Raw genomic sequence first — 18,080 nt, forward strand, 5'->3', positions numbered from 1 at the left:
ACCTGCACGCAGCTACGGAGCGATCTCGTGAACATGATCGAAGTGAACGCATGAACTTGTGAAATCTACGAAAGGTTGAATAAATGGACTACACGATCTACGCCAGCCTGGCGGGTAAGGTGTGCTGGGTATCCGGCGGAGGCAGCGGGATCGGGCGAGCCACCGCACTGGCACTGGCAGCGAGCGGTGCAAAGATCGTCGTCTCCGACGTGGACGCCCCGTGGGGACAGGTGATCGTGGACAAAATTGTCGGTGACGGCGGAGCGGCTATCTTCTGCCAGACCGACGTTCTCGATGACGGCTCTGTCCGCGCCAGCATCGATAGTGCGGTTTCCCGGTTCGGACGGCTAGATATCGTCGTAAATTCCGCCGGCAAGACCAGCACGGACCAATACGACGATTTCGAACGCAACGTCGACATGTTCCTCTTCGGGACATGGCGCGCCATACGAGCATGTATCCCTCATTTGCAGCAAGCCGGTGGCGGGTCGATCATCAACATCGCCTCGATAGCGGGCATCACAGGTTCGATCGGTCCGGTCGGCTACGGCCCCGCGAAACATGGCGTCGTTGGCATGACGAAGGACGCGGCTCTCAAATATGCCAAGGACGGCATCCGCGCGAACGTGATCTGCCCAGGCTACATCGAAACAGCAATGACCGCCGGGATGAGCTCCACCGAGGCGGAGAGCCAAGTCCTTATCACCCAAACGCTGCGTGTGCCCATGGGACGCTGGGGACAGCCCGAGGAAATCGCGAAGGTCGCCGCCTTCCTGGCCTCCGATGACGCCTCCTTCATAACGGGACAGGCTGTCGTCGTGGACGGAGGGCTTACGGCCCGCTGAGCAATAGACGATCCGCATGGGCCGGTAAGGGGGAGCCTGGCTAGCATACGACGATTGGACAGACAAGCAAGAGCGCCATTCATGCTCTTCGCTGAATGCGCGTGATTTTTTCAAATTGGGAGGAGAAGAAATGAAAACACTCGTTATTGGCGCGACCGGATATGTCGGGTCTCGTCTCGCGCAAGAGTTCAAATCAGCGGGCAGCGATGTCTATGGGCTGACGAGGAGCGAGAAGAGCACAAAGACTCTTTCGTCCGCGGGAATCACTCCGGTCGAAGGTGATCTGGCTGCGATAGACCGCTTTAAAGGCCAGCTCGAAGACTTCGATACCATCGCCTTCGCAGCAACAATCCCGTTCGAAGACGAGCAGCATGTCATCAGCCAGCTGATCACCAGCTTCGGCAAGCCGGGCCGATCGTTCGTTTTCATTTCCGGATCCGGCGTTGTATCCACGCCCGCCCGTGACGGCGCCTGGAACGACTATACGGCCGCCGAGGATGACCCCTACCCTTTCGAGCCGCTCCGCAATCGCGCGATCAGGCTGGTCACGGAAAAGCTCCTCAGCGACGCGGCGAAGGAAGGCCTGCGCACGTTCATCATTCGGCCTCCGCTGATCTGGGGTCACGCAGGAAGCATCCAGGTCCCGCAGTTATTCGAATCCGCACGCAGGACCGGAACCGTATGCTATCTCGGCCAAGGTCTCAATCTCTACTCGCATGTCCACGTCGACGACGTGGCAACGGTTGCTCGCCTCGCCTTCGAGAAAGGCACTCCGGGAAGCGTCTACCACCTGGTTGCCGGCGAAGTGAATTTCCGAGCGATCGCCGAGGCAGTCGGTGAGGTGACCGGTTGCCCCACTCGCAGCCTCACCTACGACGAAGCTGTTGAGCTTTGGGGTGCGCCCTGGGTCGATCTCGGCCTTGCTGTCAACAGCCGCATCAGATCGCCAAAGACACGGTCCGAACTCGGTTGGACGCCGGCCCATGTCGATCTCGTCGGCGACATCCGGCACGGATCCTACAAAAAGGCATACGAAGACGCTAAGCAGAGCGGCATCGTTCAGGGTTATTCCTGGGACGCCCACGGATAAAGGAGGCCACCATGACCGATATTCTCAGGGGCAAGGTGGCGATTGTAACCGGGGCCGCAGATGGCATGGGGCTCGCGATCGCGGAAACCTTCGCTCGCGAAGGCACCATGTCGTTGCCACGGATACTCAGACTCTCTGGTCTGATTCAGGACGGGCAAACACCAAAGCCGGCACCCGATAGAGATGAAACATATCAACGTGTCCGAGCATTGGCGATAAGCAAACATCGACATCAAATAGCGAGGGAAAATTATGTTGAAACGATATACGTGGATCGTGCTGACAAACGCGGCCGAAGGCACCGATGACGAATTCAATCACTGGTACGACACTGTGCACGTTCCGGATCTTTTGAAGATCCCAGGCGTTGTCGGTGCTGAGCGGTTCAAGCTCGCGCCTTATCAATCACTGATGACGGACCAAGGGATTAAGGTCGTCGACGCCGGAAACGCCCCTATCGCGCATCGCTACCTGGCGCTCTATCGCATAGAGACCGACAATCTGCCTCGCGTCCTGAACGAGGTGAGAACCAGGGCTGGCACGCCCGAGATGATCATCTCGGAGACTCTTCTGGAAGCCTCGACCATGTGCTTCGAAGCGTTCTAGCCGTGCGATCCGGACCGGGATCGAAAGCCATCTAACACGTCATACCGCGTGCGTGGAATAAGGAACCTCCTGTGATGCTACAAGAATGTGACATCACCGCAGACCTGCTGGTCGCAGGCACCGGTGCCGCAGCACTAGCTGCCGCAATTGCCACCGCTGACGACGGTGCAAGGGTGCTTGTCGTCGAGAGTACCGACAAGTGGGGCGGCACGACCTTCCTGTCCGGCGTCGCGTGCCAGACGTGGATGACATGAAGATGCGCCACTCAGCAAATCGTGTCGGCCGCTTACAAGGCTGCTAGTTCCACGAGCTTGCACGAGGACAATGGCACGGAAAGAGCCGACGAATCTCGCGGTGTTTTCTCTCCGCCGCTTGGCCGTGCCGGCCCGAAAGTGAACGCGCTTCCCAAGGTCAGGATGGAACTTCATCTACCCATGAGGAAATCGATGAGTACTTCGTTCACGAAGTTGGGCTGCTCCAATTGTGGGCAATGACCGGCCTCCGCTATGACGACGGTGCGCGCGTCGGGGATGGCTTCTTCCATCGGCTCCCACCACCCATCGGGTTTCAGTTTGTCGTTAGCCCCGGCGATAATTAAGGTCGGAACTGCAATCTTGTCATACGCAATCTGGGAACGTTCGCGTGCCTCCTGCAGCTCAGCGGGACGCCGAAAGCGTGCAGCGGCCACGGCCTCCCAGGCGCCGGGCTCGAGGCTGCTTTGCCGCCGGCGTGCAACATAGTCGTCGTTAGCCGCCCAGCCCTCACCGTGGAATAATGCCGCGACGATTCTCTGCATTCCAGCAACGGATCCGTCATACTCAAGCAGCGCCTGCATGTGCTCGTTGTCGTTTAGGGCACCGGCGCCAGCGATACTGACGATCCTCTCGGGTTGGAGGACGGCTGCGGCGGATGCTGCATCGAACAGCAACAGCATTCCCCCCATGGAGTTCCCTACGCATTGCGCGCCCGTGGCCCCCACCTGTTCCAGAAAGCGTCCCAGGTGACGGAGACGTCGACCTCGCCCATCAACGAAGTCCATGATCTTCGCCGTGCCGCCAAACCCCAATAGATCAGGCGCAATGACGCGAAAGTGCGCTGCCAGCGCGGGTATTGTCGCTTCCCAGCAAATCTCGGCGCTCGCCCCGAATTCGCCACCATGCAACAGGACAACAGGCTTTCCCGAACCCGCCTCAAGATAGCTCGTTTCGAGTCCATCGACTAGCAGCTCGTGCCGAGTTACATTCGATTGAACATTGCGCCCCATCATATCAGAACTCCTCCATACCATCGACTCTGGAAACTAGCGGCGTTTCCGCATCCAGGATCTCATCAACGCTGGTAACGGCGTGAATGGTTATCGGGCAATTGGAAAGCCGCATATGTTCGTAGCATGCACAATACTGATTTATCGCTGGGTATAGAAATACGCGCCGGAGATTGAAAAACGGCTGCGCTGGCATTGGCGCCACTTGAAATCGCTCATCGAGATTCTCACTGAAAATTGTCAGCACTCTTTCGGACTTCGGCAAAATTTTTGCAACAGAGCCACGTGAGGTGACCCAATACTATGGCTGTGGTCAATGGCGACGGGACAACGCGGCCGCCGATCTGCCCGCAGTTCTCCCAAAGATAATCGCATTGGCGATGGAGTTGCCGCTAGCGGTATAGATATCGCCTATCACGCCCCCCGTGGTCTCACCCGCCGCGAACAAACCCGGTATCGCGCACCCCAGCGCGTCCAACACGCGCGCCCGGTCGTCGATGCGCAGGCCTGTAAGCGTCAGCCCGAGGATTCCCGGCTTCATCCGTGCAGCATAGAAAGGGGGCGACGTCATCGCGCGCAGGTGTTCGACACCCTTAAAGAACTGCCGATCCTCTCCGGCAGCGCAATCCGCGTTGTACTGGGCCAGAGTGGCTTCGAACGCGGCGACCGGGATTTCCAGCCCTTCTGCCAGCTCGGCGACGCTGTCGGCGCGAACGAGATAGCCTTGTTGCTGATACTGCGAAAGCAGGTCCTTCTGCCAGCATGGCTGACGCGGGTTCGCCCTTTCGAGCGAGAGACGGGCCGCCTCGTCGAAGATCGAGAAGCATTCGTGCCCGGTCTGATGCTTCACCCGGTCAGCTAGCACGGCATAGGATAGGTTTTCGTTCACGAACCGCTGCCCCTCGCGGTTGACGTGAACCAACCATCCCGGCTGCTCGACCTCGTTGTCGCGCGCGAAGCCGTGGGTCACGGTCAATTGCCCGCGATTGAAGCCGACGACACTGGCGCCAGCTAAAAGACCGAACTTGATGCCATCACCCTGGCACGTTTTTGCACCTACATACCATAGATAGTCCCCACCCATGGCGCTGTCCGGGAAATAGAAGGAAAGCATCTCGGGATTGGCACCAAAACCGCCCGTGGCCAGAACCACCGCCGAAGAGGTCACGGTGTCGTCGCCGATCTTCACGCCGCCGATCGCTCCATCCTCGCCGAGGACCAGACCGGTGATCCGTGTGGCGAGTGCGATATCGACACTATGTTGACTGAGAGCCCCCTCCAGCCTTTCGACGATTTCCGCTCCAGCTCCCACGGGGCGGTGACCTCTGGGAACTTCGTCGCAACCGGAAAAATAAAGCCCGTAGTCTGTGTAGCGGACACCTAGGGAGATCAGCCATTCGAGGGTCGAACTGGCCTCGTTGCAGATCTTCTTGACGAGCGGAGGCGAAACGGCATGACGATTGAGCGTCATGTAATGGTGATACATATCCTCCGCCGTGTCGCTGACGCCGTTCGAGCGCTGGATCGCCGTGCCAGCAGCATAAAAAACCCCACCGGACAGTGCCGTCGACCCGCCAAGCTTACCGGCGGCATCGACAAGAAGAGTTCTCGCACCATTCTCAGCGGCAGCCAGGGCCGCGGAAAGTCCCGCGCCTCCGCCACCGATGACAACAACATCAAAATCGCGTTCCATCAATTCCTCATCCCACTATCGGTTAACACCGTGACCCGAGATCAGCTTGCAGCCGCCGACCGAGATCCCGGTCCGGTCTAGGTGACCACATTCGATATCGCTTCGGTGATTTCCGCCTCGATCGCGCGGGCACATTCACGAAAACGACCGAGATAGCGCTCGGCGGCTTCAGCCGGCGTGAGCGCGCTTCTGAAGAAAACGATATTAACCGCGCCAATGACGCTGCCTCCCGGGCAAACGGGTAAGGCGATCGCACTGAACTTGGCTTCCGTTGTGCCCACGGCAGATGCGTAGCCCAGTTCCCGTACTTCCCGGGTCATCCGTTCCAGCAAGAAGGTCGAACGGGCGTCTTGCGCGTCCTGCGTATCGAGCCTTTGAGTGATATCCAGGGTCTGACGCAGTTCATCCGGCGACATCGCGCTTAGGATCGCTTTACCCAGAGCAGAGCGCAGCAACGGTCGTTTACGGCCGATCATTCCCCGGTGCATGCTCATGGGGCTCATGTTGTGGGTCGAGACCGCGATATGCACGCCGCCGCCTGAAAGGGTGGCGAAGTCGCTCGGCCATTTGATCGCTTCGGTCAACTGAGCCAGATGCCTCATGACTATCTGGCCCGTGAGATCGTCACCGCGCAGATTGCCGGTAATCTGCAGCAGTTTCCAGGACAGGTTCACCGCACCATCACCCTCCCGGCGGCTGACGTAGCCAGTCTCCGCGAGAGTGTTGACCAGCCGGTAGACTGTCGTTCGATCAATGCCGGTATAGGCGCTGAGCGCCCCAAGTTTCACCCAGCCCAACGTACCGAGGGCCTCGATGATCGACAGCCCGCGTGACAAGGCACGAACGTCTTTGTACGCATCCTTCTGGCAAGAGATCGACCGTTCGGGCTGATGGTTCACGATCATCGTTATCGCTCCCATGCCTTGCGGAGTGCGCCGACCGCCAATTGCCCGGCGGCGAGCGAAACAACTGCCTGCGGCACCAACAGGTCGAAGCCGTGGCAGCACCCCGGATAGACATGGAGTTCTGTCGAGATGTCTGCCGCCAAAAGACGTCTTGCGAAGTCTATACAGTCGTCCCGAAACGTATCCATCGCGCCCACGTCGATATAGGTGGGCGGAATTCCTTCCAAGGTCACGGCCCGGCCCGGCGCCTCGTAGGGAGTGACCTCATCCGTGCCATAGCGATCTCCCAGGACCGCTTTCCAGGCGCCGACGCTGACTTCGTGTGGCCATACCGGCCATGAGACCCGAGAAGACGGCGTAAGGTGCCGGTCGTCCAATTGCGGATACCGCAGGAGCAGGAACCGAGGAGCTATTCCATCCCGGACCGCGGCGAGCGTACATGATGCAGCCATTCCGCCACCGGCACTGGCCCCACCCACCGCCAGGCGCAGCGGATCGATACCAAGAGGGCTGGCATTCGCAAGAACCCATCTCAGGCCCGTGTAGCAATCGTCAGCGCCGACCGGAGCCGGGTGTTCCGGCGCGAGCCGATAGGCCAAAGACGTGGCCACGCAGCCCAGTTCGCGCACCAATGGGACAAGCTGGACGTCATCGCCCTCCGGCGTGCCGGCGATCATTCCACCGGGATGGAGATAGTAGAGGCAGGGAAGCTGTTCGTCATGCACTGGGACCGACGGCCGATGCACTCGTAGCGCCAGCGTTACGCCGTCGGGAGCCTCCACTTCGAACGTCTCGGTCGTCACCCCTGCCCTATCGACGCCTTCAAGCAAAGCCTTCGTTCGCTTGTCGTTCTGTCGGCGCACAAGATCAATGTCGCGTGGGGTTTCGATCGCATGCAAAACCTCATCAGGTGAACGGAGGATCCTGGCAAAGGCTTCGCTGATCTCGGGATCGAGTTTCATCGAATCTAGAGGCGTCCTGAGTTTCTCTGCCATGACCTGTCCCTTTCGTGCGGGTTCTCAAACAGCTAGGTATCGATTAACGAGTTCGGCATCAGCATCGAAGGAAGACCAGTCGCCCCGGAATACGATCCGGCCACTGTCAAGAATGTAGACGAACTCGGTACACTGCCGCGCAAAGCCCACATTCTGCTCAGCCAGCAAAAGGCCGACGTGCTCTCGCTGACGGATCCGGACAATCTGCTCCGAAAGTTCCTGGACGACGAGAGGAGCGAGCCCCTCGGCAGGCTCATCAAGCAGTAAAAGCAGTGGGCGCGGAACGAGCCCTCTGGCCACGGCCAGCATTTGTTGTTGGCCTCCGCTCAACTGATAGCCTCGTCGATCCAGCAGGCCGCCGAGCATCGGGAACCTTTCCACCACTTCGGCTATGCCCAAAGCAGTCTCACCCTTGCGGGTCGCTCTCTCGGCAAATCTCAGGTTCTCTTCGACACTGATATGCGGAAATATCCGTCGATCCTCAGGTACGAGACTGAGGCCGGATAAAGCCCTTTCATGCACCGCCGCATGCATGATGGATCGTCCCCGAAGTCTGATGTCACCCGTAACGGTGGGACCGGCACCGAGAATGCTCTTGAAGAGCGTGGATTTGCCTGCACCATTGCGACCGAGCAGAGCGACGCCGCTTCCCTCCTCGATATCCATCGAAATGGCATGCAGGATATGGCTTTCACCATAGTGGGCGTTGCATTCTTTAACTTCAAGCAGTTGCGAGTTCATGGCCTAGATACACCTCGCGCACACGGGCGTTGGAACGAATGTCCTGGGGAGCACCGCTTGCGATGACCTCACCATAGTTCAGTACGGTGACACGGGTGGCGAGGCCAAACACGACCTCCATGTCGTGCTCGGTCAACAGCAAGGAAAAATCGCCCTTCTCGAGCAGCCTGCCGATCAGCTCTATGCATTTGTATCGGTCGGCCGGAGCCATCCCGGCTGTCGGCTCATCGAGCATCAGCACCCGTGGCTTTCCGGCAACGGCCATCGCTAGTTCCAACCGTTTCTTGTCGCCATGTGACAGTGTCCTGGTTGGTCGGTCGGCGACCGTCTCCAGCAGGAAGTCACGCAAAATGACCCTGGCGGTATCGCGATTCTCGGCATTCGGCCTGATGCTCAGCAACTTCAGGAGACCACCCCTGGTTCTCGCACTTGCCTCGACGGCCACAATCATGTTTTCGAACGGCGTCAGATCGCTGAAGATCCGAGCCGACTGAAACGTGCGGCCAATTCCCATGCGCACCCGCCGCCAGTCCGGGACATTCGTGATGTCTTGGCCCTCGAAGCGGATCGAGCCGCCTCGAGGAAAAATTTCGCCACTGAGCACCTTGAACAGGGTGGTCTTGCCCGCGCCGTTCGGGCCAATCACGATGTGGGCCTCTCCCCGATCGATGGTCAGGCCGACATTCTTGAGAACCGAAATCCGACCATACGCCTTTTCGAGTCCCGTCGCTTCAAGCAAAGGCAAGTTCATTTGTCGTGTCCTTCCGGGGTTCGACCCATCATGCGACTAACAATCCCGAGAAGACCGCCCGGAAACGCAAGAACCACAAAAAGAAGCAGTCCGCCGGTCACCAGTTCGCTCAATCCCGTCAGCGTGCGCGTCAGATAAGCGAGCGCGGCGAACGCCACGGCTCCCACCGCTGGCCCCCAGAAGAAACCGGCTCCGCCAAGCAACACATGAAGGATCGGTTCGGTCGATTGCGCCCAATGACCGAGATCGGTTGTCAGAACCTGTGTCCAGGGTCCAAGCAGCGCGCTTGCAATACCAGTTATTGTTCCGGCAAAAACGAAGGCAGTGAGACGAAAAGCCTGGACATTGATGCCGAAGAAAGCGGCGCGCTGCGGATCATGTCGGATGGCTCTTACCGCACGGCCAAACTGGCTTTTCATAACAAGCCATACTATCGCCGTCAGGATCATGCAGACAATCACGATCAGGTAGTAGAAGCGATCGCCGGCGGTGAGCGATACCGACATGAAGCCGAGCTGGAGATCCGGTCGTCCGATGCCTGTCAGTCCATCTTCTCGGCCAAGCAGATCGATCTTTCCGATGGACAGATAGACGAGAGTGGAAAGGGCGAGCGTGAGCACCGCGAAGTAACTCCCCTCAACGCGGCGCAGGGCGATGAAACCGACGATCAGCGCAAGAAGCCCGGACAGAAGGCCGGCGGCAGCCACAGCGGGCAATACCGAAAGCCCCGTGAAGGTCTTGATCACAATGCCGGCCCCATATCCGCCGACGATGATGAACATGGCCTGGCCGAAACTGAGTATTCCCGCGGTCGACAGCAGGAAATTGAATGCAAGGGCAACGACGATATCGATCATCACGACGCCGGCAACGAACACAAGCCCGCGATTGGCGACCATCGGCAGGGCGAGGCCGACTGCGAGAACGAGCACGAATCCAACGAGAAACGGCCAGGCTGTGATTTTTCCATGAGAGTTCATGCTGCGAGCCCCTTGCTGATGATGCCTTTGGGGCGAATAAGGATCATGCCTGCGAAGGCAAGATAGAAGAAGAGGCCCGGAAAGCCGGGAACAAGCACGGTCCCTAACGAATCGACAAGGCCAAGGAGGAGTGACGCATAGAAGGCACCGCGGATGCTGCCCATGCCACCGACGATGATAACTCCGAATGCCTGGATGATGAACGCGCCGCCAATGCGGGGATCAATGCCCTGGTTCGCTGCGAGCAGACTGCCGGCCAGACCGGCAAGGCCAAAACCGATGACGATCGTGGCCGCACGTACCTTCTCGATATCGATGGCAAGCAGGCCACACATCCAGGGATCGATGGCAACCGCCTTGAGCATCTTGCCAAAGGCGGTGCGCAACATCATCCACTCCAAACCGGCGAAGACGACAAGTCCACAAGCAATCACGAACAACGAATAGTGGGGCATGACGAGATAGCCAATGAACACCGCCCCGGAGAGGTCGATCGGCGGCATAACTGAAATCGTGTCCACCCCCCAGATCAGCTTCACGGCACCTTCCACAAAGATCAGAAGCGCGTAGGTGGCGATGAGCACGTAGGCATCATCTACCGCGCGCAGCCGACGAAAAATCAACAGATTCGCAAGCAGTCCGAGCATGGCGACGAGTAGGCCTATACCGACGCTGAAGAGGATGTACGGCCCCATCGACAGTTCGCCACCCATGGCATGGGTGAGCGAAAACAGTATATAGGCTCCCAGCATGAAGAAGCCGCCGTGAGCAAAATTGAGGATGTGAAGGACGCCGAATATCAGTGTCAGTCCCGACGCAACCAGGAAGGTTGCCATCGCCCACGACAGAGCATTGAAGGCTATCGTTGCTGCATCAAAGATCATCTGTTTCCAACTCTGGTGACGAGCTAACGCAATTGGCCAGCGCGAGACCAGTTGCGTCCGAGCGCGGAATGAGAAAGGACATGCCCGCAAACTTCCCAGCCTATGCGGGCCTGCGCAGTTCGAGCGCCTGCCCCGGCGTGGGAGGTTCGGCCAAAGCGTCGCCCGGCAACTTCACACTGTCGGCCACGGTGAAACCGGACGCATCATTGGCAGGGACGGTGAAGACGAATTCAGGATCGCGGATCGACTGATTATCCTCGGCACGAATGCGCCGCTTTCCGGTTGCTGTCTCCCACTCCAACCCCTTCATCGCGGCCATCACTGCGGCGGTCTCGGTGGAATTCGCCACCGAGATTGCCTTGGCCAAAAGCAGAATGTCAGCATGCCCTTCTGCGACCACGCCTTCCGGCGGCATCCTGCCATTGAGCGTTTGGTAATCAGTCAGAAGTGCGTCGCTGGCTGCGATTCCCTGATTGTTGCCGGGATACCAGTAGGTGGCGGACCAGACGGAGGGACTGTTCTTTCCCAGAGCACGCGAAACGACGAACTCATTGCCGCCGTCGAGAATGGCTTTTGCACGTTCCGTGAAACGGAACGGCCGGGCCTGTTGGTAGAAGGTGATCGAGTCGTTGCCGAACGAACCCATGAAGAAACCGTCGAACTGCTTCCGCATGGCATTGGTAATGTAGGGTCGAAAATCGGCGGTCCCGAACGGGTGAACGATCGGATCGATAATCTCCGGCTGCTTCCCCACGATGCTCGGATAGAACTTGAGGAGGCCGTCAACGAACATCGACCATGATGCGTGGCCGTATTCATAGTCCGGAAGAATACCGAACCACCGTGTCGCGTCCGGGAATCTCTGCGCCGCCAGCTGCGCAAGCCCATTAAAGCGCGCCAACGGGGTTTCACTGGCGCGAAAGTAGTGCGGGTTGAAATTTTGGTGATTGATCTTGTCCGACGCAGCAATCGAGCCGACGATGACACCGTTTTCCTGCTGCATGACCGGACCGATCGCCAGGGCGACAGCACTTTGAGAGGTGCCCGTGAACAGATTGACTCCACTACCGAGCAGTTCTCGAGCCATGGCAATCGCCTGCGCCACGTTGCCCTTGTCATCGCGAACTTCCAGAGCGATACGCCGACCGTTTATTCCGCCCGTTTTGTTGATCTGCGCAGTCGCGATATCGATGCCGAGTTTGATGTTGCGGGAGGCAGGTTCACCCGGCCCGCTCAAGCTCGTTATCACGCCTATTCGGATGGGGTCATTTGTTTGGCCGACAGCGAATTGTCCGTAGGCGAACGAGGCCGCGCCGGCGGCCGACGCCTTGAGTAATGTGCGACGATTGAGTTTCACGACTGCTCCTACCGATTTGCCATGGCTAAGAATTCTGCGGAACGCAGCTGAAAAGTCAGCTCGCGATCGATTGCGGTCGGCCCACATGGGCCGATTTGGTGTTGGCAGCGTCGAGCGCCGCAAGATAGGCAAAGGTCAGTGCTGGGCCGACGGTGATACCACCGCTGGGATACAGCCCGCCCATGATGGAGTTGCGATCATTGCCGCAGGCGTAAAGACCGTCGATCGGTCTGCTGCTTCCGTCGAGAACTCTCGACTGCAGGTCCACCGATAGTCCGTAAGCGGTCCCGATATCGCCGGGATACACTCTAATGGCGTAGAAGGGCGCAGTTTCGATCGGCGCCAGGCACGGGTTCGGTTTGTGGGAAGGATCACCCAGATACCTGTTATACGCTGAGGATCCCTTGCCGAATTCCGTATCCGTGCCCACCGCGGCATCGCGGTTATAGCGTTCCAGGGTGCTGCGAAGGGCGGCCGTATCGACGCCGACTTTCGATGCGAGTTCGTCGATAGATCGAGCCTTGATGAGATAACCGGACCGGATGTGCCGACGACGCGCGCTGGCAAGAGGCGCGACCATGCCGAAGACGTATTTCTTGATAAAGACGTGGTCACAGATGAGATGGAACGGGGGCCGGCTCTTCCCCTTTGACTTGCCGATCATCGCGCACACGAGATCGTGGTAATTCTCCGACTCGTTGTAAAAACGCTTGCCGTCCCCGTTCACCGCGATCAGGCCTGGCTTCGATCTGTCCGCCATAAGGTGAGGAAAATGCGCAAGCGAACCGTCGCGGCGCTCGCCGATGGAGACTGGCGTCCAGAATGCGGGGTTGGAATTGCTTGTCAGGAACTCGGCACCATTTTCGACGGCGATCGAGATGCCGTCGCCGGTGCTGTCCCGGCTCGTGGCCGAGTAGCCCACTGGGACATCACCGGCGTTGTCCTTACGCAGCTTGGCACCCCACGGAAAGCCACCAGTCGCAAGAACGACGCCACAGCCAGCGCGGATTTCACGTCGCCCGCTCTCGGTCTGTACCGCCACGCCTCGCACTCTGTCGCGGTCCTTGACGAGACCGACCAGAGGCGAGTTCAGGAGGACCGGTATTTCCCTCTCCATGATCGACTTGTAGAGACGTCCGATCACGGCGTTGCCGCCTGTAAGGCGGGTTCCGCGACCATAGCTCCTGTAGAATATCCTGTCGCGAGCGTGACGGAGAACCAGAGCAAGCGAATGCCATGCGGACCGCAGGGAAGACCGCGCATTCAGGAGATGGTAGAGGTCAGGGCCGTCGAGCATCGCCGTCCCGAAGAGGCATAGCTCCGGAAGTGGCGGCCGAATGTCCCGGAACTTTTCGCCGAGCAATCGCCCATCGTAGTTCACCGGCGTTATTGCCCGACCACGCTTTTCCGCGCCAGGCACGTCGGGAAAGTAGTCCGGAGAATTGCTCGGACGCACGAAAAATTTCAGATGCGAGACGCTTTCGAGAAAGGCGACGGCCTCGGGTGCGCGCTTCAGATACTCGATGCGCGCTTCGCGCTCCGGTAGATTTCCAAGTATGCTGTCAAGATATTGTGTGGCACGTTCGACACTATCCTCGACGCCCAGTTCTCGGTTCTGGCGGCTGTTAGGCACCCAACTCACCCCTCCGGAAAAGGAGGTCGTCCCGCCGACATAGGCAGTCTTTTCGACGATGACGACACGCAAACCCTTGTTATGAGCAACGATCGCCGCCGCCATCCCGGCGACACCTGCTCCCACAACGACAAGATCGTATTGTTCGTTTGCCATGGTTCTCCTCCCTGGCTATTCGCATTCGAAAGCGCGCCTTGCTTTGCGAGCACGCTCACTGCAGAGGTTCCTTGGCGCCTGCTTTTTTAATGAGAGTTAATAGGACCCGCGACAGTCGCGCGACATCATTTTCGCGATTGTGCACCACGTGAACAGCTGTCGACGGGTGAACTGATTTTCGATTGCTTGGACTCATTGCGCGTCTTCCAAACGGGCATAATTCCGGAGACAAAATGCCAAACGATCTCCCCCTGTTCCGTCATGCAAGAAGTCGCACAAGTCCGTTGACGGCCCGTCCTCGTTATCCGCGCAGGTCCAGTATCGCTAGATTATAAGGACATCAGATATGACTGTCATTGGATAGAGCCCAGTTCGTGACAGCGGCCACGACCTGCGATCCATCCCGCTCTGCACCTGATCGAACGAGAGAATCGCGCACCTTCAACGCATCATTGGCCTTAGGAACGCTCCATTCTTCGACGCTCGACCACAGTCGAGGACCAAGAAGCGCCGGTTCCCTGTCGATCGCGGCGTTTCACACCCAACGGATCGAAGTCGCAATCCGATCGCCCATCACATCGATCCCACCGGCTTCGCTGCCCTCTGCGTCCCATAAAACAAGGCGAAACACTTTCGCTCCAACATCCGAACGCTGGAAATCCGCAGCCTCTTCGGAGATGAACGAAACCTCGCCGGTCAGTGAAGAGAATATCTCCCGCTCGTCGGCTTCCATCATTTACTGCGATGCTGTCTCAGCCAGGCCCGCCGCACGCGCCGCGAAGCTCTCGTACCAGACCACATCAACTCCGTCGTGGCGGGGCGGATATCGTCAACGACATCGCATTGCGAATACAGCGCCACGTGTTTCCAGCGCGGGTTTCTGGTTGCGAGGTCGCCATGCGCTCGCCACCGGGCGACGAACCCCGTCTCAGTGAGGGCCGGATTTTGCTGATCAGACAAATCAGCTCTGGAACACTGAGTTCTAACTCAATCCTCCAGTTTGAAATGCCTGCTTCGAGTAGCCCCCGCCAGCCGTAAGGTCGCCCTCGGTTCGCAAAGCACGATTGTCATCCAATCGAACACGAACCCCTTCGATCCATGTTGCAAGAACCTTTATCGGTCCTTGACCGACCGAATACGGAGAACGATTTAACACCGTGAAATCCGCATACAACCCGCGCCGTATCTCGCCGACGATAATCTCCACACCGGCCAGATGAGCCATTTCCACGATGAGTGAATGCATCGCTGCCGCTGATTGCTCAGCAGAGCCCGACAGCCGTTCCACCGGAGCCAGTCCCCACGTCGGTACGAGGTGCAATCCAGATATTGTCAACCTGCGTTCCATTTCTTCGTCGATAGACCAAGGCATCAACAGTCGCACGTCCGCAAGCTCGTCGTTCGACGTCAGCGAGGCGATCTCCAGCGCGCATTCCAGGTCGTCTGTACCAAGACAGTCCAGAACGACACGCCAGCCTTCAGAACGACGTTTGAGCGCACTAGCCAGCACCAGATGAGCCGCACCTTCCGAGGGGCGCAGGCGCACCGCATCGATGCAAATCAGATCATTGCCTTGCCCGGGCGACAGGTCTCCGTCCGCCCAATCCCGCACTAGATCGTCACGGACCGCGCCGCGCAGGCGCAGTCGGTGACGACGACCGATTACAAGTGAGATGGCGTCATAGATTTCCCATCGTGCGCCCAAATCCGTGACATCGACAGTCGTAAAGCCGGCTCGCGCACAGGCCATTACCCAGCGCTCCAACTCGTCATCGCCGTTTGCGTTGGGCAGACGTACTCCAGATGCGATGAAGCCGGGCACGAGCGCTCTCCCTTCAAGCCGGACAACGCGCGTTGCACGGCCGCGACATGCCAACACCTCGTCGGTAGTACCCACGGCCTGGATGATCCCCTGCCTGATGGCGACCGCCGTCGCTTCCGGACGCGACGGGTCCATCGTCAAGATGGACCCGTCGCATAAGATGAGATCCGGCGCCATATTGGCACCCGGAACGAACCCGCCATAACGAAGCTGTGGGTTGTAGTGCTCCTCGCTGCCAAAGGCGCGCTGTTCGCAAAAGCGGCACATGACCGGACCTTTCCCTCGACCTATTTCACCGCCAGTATGTTGAGGGGCGCCCCCGTCGCTTCGCGCACCTTGAGGGGGGCAGCCGCATAGAGGAAATCCCATTGCCCATCGGCATGGCAGTCCTTGGCAAGGGCTTCGAAGTTGCAGATTTCGTTGAACGCGATGCCGAGATTCCGCATCAGCGCGCAGTGCAACGGAATCTGGACACCGATCTCCGGATCGAGTTCGGTCTCGTTGGAGATGGTATCCGTGGCGAGGCAGGGGATCTCCATCTGGTAGAACCAGTCCACGAGCTCAGCCGAGTAGGTCAATCCCGGCTCCATGAAGTCCTTGTAAAAGACCTCGGGGCCCTGGACGTAGAGAAGCTGCAGGAAGCCGATGCGCAGGCACAGGATGTCATGCTTCTCGATGGTCACGCCCTGCTTTTCCGCGCAGCCGAGAATATCCTCGAGGCCCAGGAGGTCGCCTTTGTCCAGCGCGAACTTGTCCTTGTAAGCGGCCATGTCCAGGAGGATGCCGCGACCGACGACGCCGCGCTCGGCGATTGGCAGAATTGAAGCCTTCTTCAGCCCGCCATTCGTCTCGCTTGCCGGATACCCGTTGTAAAGCTGGTCATCGTACCAGACGTGACCGAGCGCATCGAACTGGGTGGATGCCTGGAGGAACATTTCGATCCGGTCGTCGGTAAACTCGGCGCCGCCCGGCAAAGTCGGCATATCCCCCTTGATGTAACTGTTCTTGTCGATAACCGTTTCACGTTTCGTCGGAATGCGGCCCGGCCACATCGGGTCGCCTTTGGGATTACCGATGACTTCCCCGCAGGTGAACACCTTCCCCTGACGGACTGCGCGCGACGCGCGCAGAACCTCGGTGTTCGTCAGAAAATTGAGCGCGCTAACTTCGTCATCGTCACCCCAACGTCCCCAGTTCGATGGCGAGCCGGCTAAAACCTGGCTCATGCGCAATTCCTGCGCCTTGGAAAATCCTGTCTTCTCGGGCATGTTGTGTGGCCTCCTCTGTCATCCAATGCAAAACTATTGTTACGCTGTTGGGGTAATCGCTACTGTGCCCCAAAATTCTCTTGCGCCGACGTCAGCGCAGCTTGACCAAGTGGCGCAAACAGCCATGCCGCGCCCGGTCATTGACAATCGCGACGGTCAGACAATCGAAAAGCCGCCATCGACCGGCAAAGATACTCCGGTTACGAACGAAGCGGCGGCGGACAACAGCCACAGTGCGGCCTCGACAACCTCGGTGGGCTTGCCACGCCAGCCAACCGGCTGCATCGCCTCAGTTCAGCCGGCCAAGTCGGGGTTATTGCCGAAAGTCGAGGGTGGCCGTTTTTGTGATACAAATCACGGCATGCTTTGAGGCAACATAGTCTCCTGTTGCCTCGACGGCTAGAATCCCCGCGATCGAAGCGGTATTGAAGATAGAGCCGCCGCCCGAGGCAAGCACCGCCTGGTTTTCGTACTTTATGCATAGGAATGTCCGAGCGCATTGATCGAGAGATTGCGTTCGAAGGCACTGCTAGTGAGTTCTCCAAGCAAGACGGCTTCTTCACCAGGTTGATGACTGTATCCCGCCACGCCGGCATTGTTGAAAGCGCAGTCAAGCTGGCCATATTTGTCGTCGGCCTTGCTGATCATGCCCTGAACCTGAGCCTCGTTAGCAATGTCGACCATCGTGAACTTGGCATCACCGCCATCAGCGAGTAGCTTGGCAAGGACCGTCTCACCGCTAGCGCGATCGCGGTCGGCGATGGCGACCTTGGCTCCAAGTTGAGCAGCGAATTGGACAGTCGCCGCTCCAATACCAGAACCACCCCCTGTTATGAGAATGGACTTTCCTTTGATGTCCATGCCAGCCATGTCGTGCTCCCTTTAAACAATGTTCACACTGCTGGCGGCCAGCACCATGTTTGGTTCCGGCCATAGCCGCTATTGATCGAAACTGTTTTCCCTTCATGAGAATGAAAAACCGTTCGACCGGTGACAATCGGCTTCGCCCAAACGTTCTCCAAGAGAACAGCAAACCGACGGGAATTCCAGCTATGAACCATAAGGTCATATAAGCGATCTGGCTGAAGAG

At 58.6% G+C, this 18,080-nt stretch carries 18 protein-coding genes and 2 pseudogenes; 5 read left to right on the forward strand and 15 right to left on the reverse strand.

All coding sequences use genetic code 11. The annotated features are described in order from the left end of the window. Nucleotides 1-83: 83 nt before the first annotated feature. The 4 genes from ACTJJ7_RS12255 (at nt 84) to ACTJJ7_RS12270 (ending at nt 2,795) form a co-directional block, all read left to right on the forward strand. Nucleotides 84-845 carry an SDR family NAD(P)-dependent oxidoreductase gene (locus ACTJJ7_RS12255; protein ID WP_353574432.1) on the forward strand — a complete coding sequence of 254 codons (762 nt, stop codon included), beginning with the start codon at nt 84-86 and terminating at the stop codon, nt 843-845. A gap of 130 nt (nt 846-975) precedes the next feature. Then, nucleotides 976-1,935: an NAD-dependent epimerase/dehydratase family protein gene (locus ACTJJ7_RS12260; protein ID WP_353574431.1), complete on the forward strand. Its 960-nt coding sequence runs from the start codon at nt 976-978 to the stop codon at nt 1,933-1,935. Nucleotides 1,936-2,187: 252 nt separating this feature from the next. Continuing rightward, the gene (locus ACTJJ7_RS12265) at nt 2,188-2,541 is read left to right on the forward strand and encodes a hypothetical protein (RefSeq protein ID WP_353608074.1); all 354 of its coding nucleotides are present in this window, start codon (nt 2,188-2,190) and stop codon (nt 2,539-2,541) included. A gap of 74 nt (nt 2,542-2,615) precedes the next feature. Next, complete coding sequence (locus tag ACTJJ7_RS12270) at nt 2,616-2,795, forward strand: FAD-binding protein (RefSeq protein WP_353574428.1); 180 nt, start codon at nt 2,616-2,618, stop codon at nt 2,793-2,795. Nucleotides 2,796-2,965: 170 nt separating this feature from the next. Here the strand turns inward: ACTJJ7_RS12270 and ACTJJ7_RS12275 are convergent, their stop codons facing one another. The 14 genes and pseudogenes from ACTJJ7_RS12275 to ACTJJ7_RS12340 all read right to left on the reverse strand — a co-directional run bounded on the left by ACTJJ7_RS12275 (nt 2,966) and on the right by ACTJJ7_RS12340 (nt 16,990). Further along, complete coding sequence (locus ACTJJ7_RS12275) at nt 2,966-3,808, reverse strand: alpha/beta fold hydrolase (RefSeq protein WP_353574427.1); 843 nt, start codon at nt 3,806-3,808, stop codon at nt 2,966-2,968. Between the two features lie 310 nt (nt 3,809-4,118). Beyond that, on the reverse strand, nt 4,119-5,498 hold the full coding sequence (locus ACTJJ7_RS12280) for an FAD-dependent oxidoreductase (RefSeq protein WP_353574426.1): 1,380 nt from the start codon (nt 5,496-5,498) through the stop codon (nt 4,119-4,121). 77 nt (nt 5,499-5,575) lie between these two features. Next, nucleotides 5,576-6,403: an IclR family transcriptional regulator domain-containing protein gene (locus ACTJJ7_RS12285; RefSeq protein WP_353574425.1), complete on the reverse strand. Its 828-nt coding sequence runs from the start codon at nt 6,401-6,403 to the stop codon at nt 5,576-5,578. A 2-nt stretch (nt 6,404-6,405) separates the two neighbouring features. Then, nucleotides 6,406-7,398 carry an alpha/beta hydrolase fold domain-containing protein gene (locus ACTJJ7_RS12290; protein ID WP_353574424.1) on the reverse strand — a complete coding sequence of 331 codons (993 nt, stop codon included), beginning with the start codon at nt 7,396-7,398 and terminating at the stop codon, nt 6,406-6,408. 24 nt (nt 7,399-7,422) lie between these two features. Beyond that, entirely contained in the window at nt 7,423-8,139 is a 717-nt protein-coding gene (locus ACTJJ7_RS12295; protein WP_353574423.1) for an ABC transporter ATP-binding protein, read from the reverse strand. Then, nucleotides 8,120-8,374 (reverse strand): hypothetical protein, encoded by a 255-nt coding sequence (locus ACTJJ7_RS12300; RefSeq protein WP_440967232.1) that lies wholly within the window; start codon nt 8,372-8,374, stop codon nt 8,120-8,122. The genes ACTJJ7_RS12295 and ACTJJ7_RS12300 overlap by 20 nt, the downstream gene beginning before the upstream one ends. Further along, nucleotides 8,366-8,845 (reverse strand): annotated as a pseudogene (locus ACTJJ7_RS12305) (ATP-binding cassette domain-containing protein); the annotation flags it as partial. The pseudogene ACTJJ7_RS12305 and the gene ACTJJ7_RS12300, both read right to left, overlap by 9 nt. 41 nt (nt 8,846-8,886) lie before the next feature. Next, nucleotides 8,887-9,870, reverse strand: a complete 984-nt coding sequence (locus tag ACTJJ7_RS12310; protein ID WP_353574421.1) for a branched-chain amino acid ABC transporter permease — start codon at nt 9,868-9,870, stop codon at nt 8,887-8,889. Further along, a complete protein-coding gene (locus ACTJJ7_RS12315) occupies nt 9,867-10,754 on the reverse strand; it encodes a branched-chain amino acid ABC transporter permease (protein ID WP_353574420.1) in 888 nt (295 codons plus the stop codon). Before ACTJJ7_RS12315 ends, ACTJJ7_RS12310 begins: the two co-directional genes overlap by 4 nt. Before the next feature lie 100 nt (nt 10,755-10,854). Further along, entirely contained in the window at nt 10,855-12,111 is a 1,257-nt protein-coding gene (locus tag ACTJJ7_RS12320; protein ID WP_353574419.1) for an ABC transporter substrate-binding protein, read from the reverse strand. A 55-nt stretch (nt 12,112-12,166) separates the two neighbouring features. Then, nucleotides 12,167-13,900, reverse strand: a complete 1,734-nt coding sequence (locus tag ACTJJ7_RS12325) for an FAD-dependent oxidoreductase (RefSeq protein WP_353574418.1) — start codon at nt 13,898-13,900, stop codon at nt 12,167-12,169. Between the two features lie 535 nt (nt 13,901-14,435). Then, nucleotides 14,436-14,636, reverse strand: a complete 201-nt coding sequence (locus ACTJJ7_RS12330) for a hypothetical protein (RefSeq protein ID WP_353574417.1) — start codon at nt 14,634-14,636, stop codon at nt 14,436-14,438. Between the two features lie 246 nt (nt 14,637-14,882). Further along, nucleotides 14,883-15,989 (reverse strand): hypothetical protein, encoded by a 1,107-nt coding sequence (locus ACTJJ7_RS12335; protein ID WP_353574416.1) that lies wholly within the window; start codon nt 15,987-15,989, stop codon nt 14,883-14,885. 20 nt (nt 15,990-16,009) lie between these two features. Next, entirely contained in the window at nt 16,010-16,990 is a 981-nt protein-coding gene (locus tag ACTJJ7_RS12340; protein ID WP_440967210.1) for a cyclase family protein, read from the reverse strand. A 124-nt stretch (nt 16,991-17,114) separates the two neighbouring features. Here ACTJJ7_RS12340 and ACTJJ7_RS12345 point away from each other — a divergent pair, with 124 nt between their 5' ends. After that, nucleotides 17,115-17,360, forward strand: coding sequence for a hypothetical protein (locus tag ACTJJ7_RS12345; protein WP_434782064.1), 246 nt, complete (start codon nt 17,115-17,117; stop codon nt 17,358-17,360). Here ACTJJ7_RS12345 and ACTJJ7_RS12350 read toward each other — a convergent pair. Next, nucleotides 17,348-17,860, reverse strand: a pseudogene (locus ACTJJ7_RS12350) (SDR family NAD(P)-dependent oxidoreductase); the annotation flags it as partial. The gene ACTJJ7_RS12345 and the pseudogene ACTJJ7_RS12350 sit on opposite strands and share 13 nt — an antisense overlap. Between the last annotated feature and the right edge of the window lie 220 nt (nt 17,861-18,080).

The organism is Phyllobacterium sp. 22229 (assembly GCF_052056495.1).
Lineage (GTDB): Bacteria > Pseudomonadota > Alphaproteobacteria > Rhizobiales > Rhizobiaceae > Phyllobacterium > Phyllobacterium myrsinacearum.

What these genes read in the sequence shown, in the direction of transcription:
- ACTJJ7_RS12330 (WP_353574417.1), bottom strand. Translation starts at nt 14,636, where the DNA reads ATGATGGAAGCCGACGAGCGGGAGATATTCTCTTCACTGACCGGCGAG.
- ACTJJ7_RS12310 (WP_353574421.1), bottom strand. Translation starts at nt 9,870, where the DNA reads ATGAACTCTCATGGAAAAATCACAGCCTGGCCGTTTCTCGTTGGATTC.
- ACTJJ7_RS12275 (WP_353574427.1), bottom strand. Translation starts at nt 3,808, where the DNA reads ATGATGGGGCGCAATGTTCAATCGAATGTAACTCGGCACGAGCTGCTA.
- ACTJJ7_RS12255 (WP_353574432.1), top strand. Translation starts at nt 84, where the DNA reads ATGGACTACACGATCTACGCCAGCCTGGCGGGTAAGGTGTGCTGGGTA.
- ACTJJ7_RS12280 (WP_353574426.1), bottom strand. Translation starts at nt 5,498, where the DNA reads ATGGAACGCGATTTTGATGTTGTTGTCATCGGTGGCGGAGGCGCGGGA.
- ACTJJ7_RS12325 (WP_353574418.1), bottom strand. Translation starts at nt 13,900, where the DNA reads ATGGCAAACGAACAATACGATCTTGTCGTTGTGGGAGCAGGTGTCGCC.
- ACTJJ7_RS12340 (WP_440967210.1), bottom strand. Translation starts at nt 16,990, where the DNA reads ATGCCCGAGAAGACAGGATTTTCCAAGGCGCAGGAATTGCGCATGAGC.
- ACTJJ7_RS12260 (WP_353574431.1), top strand. Translation starts at nt 976, where the DNA reads ATGAAAACACTCGTTATTGGCGCGACCGGATATGTCGGGTCTCGTCTC.
- ACTJJ7_RS12290 (WP_353574424.1), bottom strand. Translation starts at nt 7,398, where the DNA reads ATGGCAGAGAAACTCAGGACGCCTCTAGATTCGATGAAACTCGATCCC.
- ACTJJ7_RS12315 (WP_353574420.1), bottom strand. Translation starts at nt 10,754, where the DNA reads ATGATCTTTGATGCAGCAACGATAGCCTTCAATGCTCTGTCGTGGGCG.
- ACTJJ7_RS12270 (WP_353574428.1), top strand. Translation starts at nt 2,616, where the DNA reads ATGCTACAAGAATGTGACATCACCGCAGACCTGCTGGTCGCAGGCACC.
- ACTJJ7_RS12345 (WP_434782064.1), top strand. Translation starts at nt 17,115, where the DNA reads ATGCCGCGCCCGGTCATTGACAATCGCGACGGTCAGACAATCGAAAAG.
- ACTJJ7_RS12265 (WP_353608074.1), top strand. Translation starts at nt 2,188, where the DNA reads ATGTTGAAACGATATACGTGGATCGTGCTGACAAACGCGGCCGAAGGC.
- ACTJJ7_RS12285 (WP_353574425.1), bottom strand. Translation starts at nt 6,403, where the DNA reads ATGATCGTGAACCATCAGCCCGAACGGTCGATCTCTTGCCAGAAGGAT.
- ACTJJ7_RS12335 (WP_353574416.1), bottom strand. Translation starts at nt 15,989, where the DNA reads ATGTGCCGCTTTTGCGAACAGCGCGCCTTTGGCAGCGAGGAGCACTAC.
- ACTJJ7_RS12300 (WP_440967232.1), bottom strand. Translation starts at nt 8,374, where the DNA reads ATGCTCGATGAGCCGACAGCCGGGATGGCTCCGGCCGACCGATACAAA.
- ACTJJ7_RS12295 (WP_353574423.1), bottom strand. Translation starts at nt 8,139, where the DNA reads ATGAACTCGCAACTGCTTGAAGTTAAAGAATGCAACGCCCACTATGGT.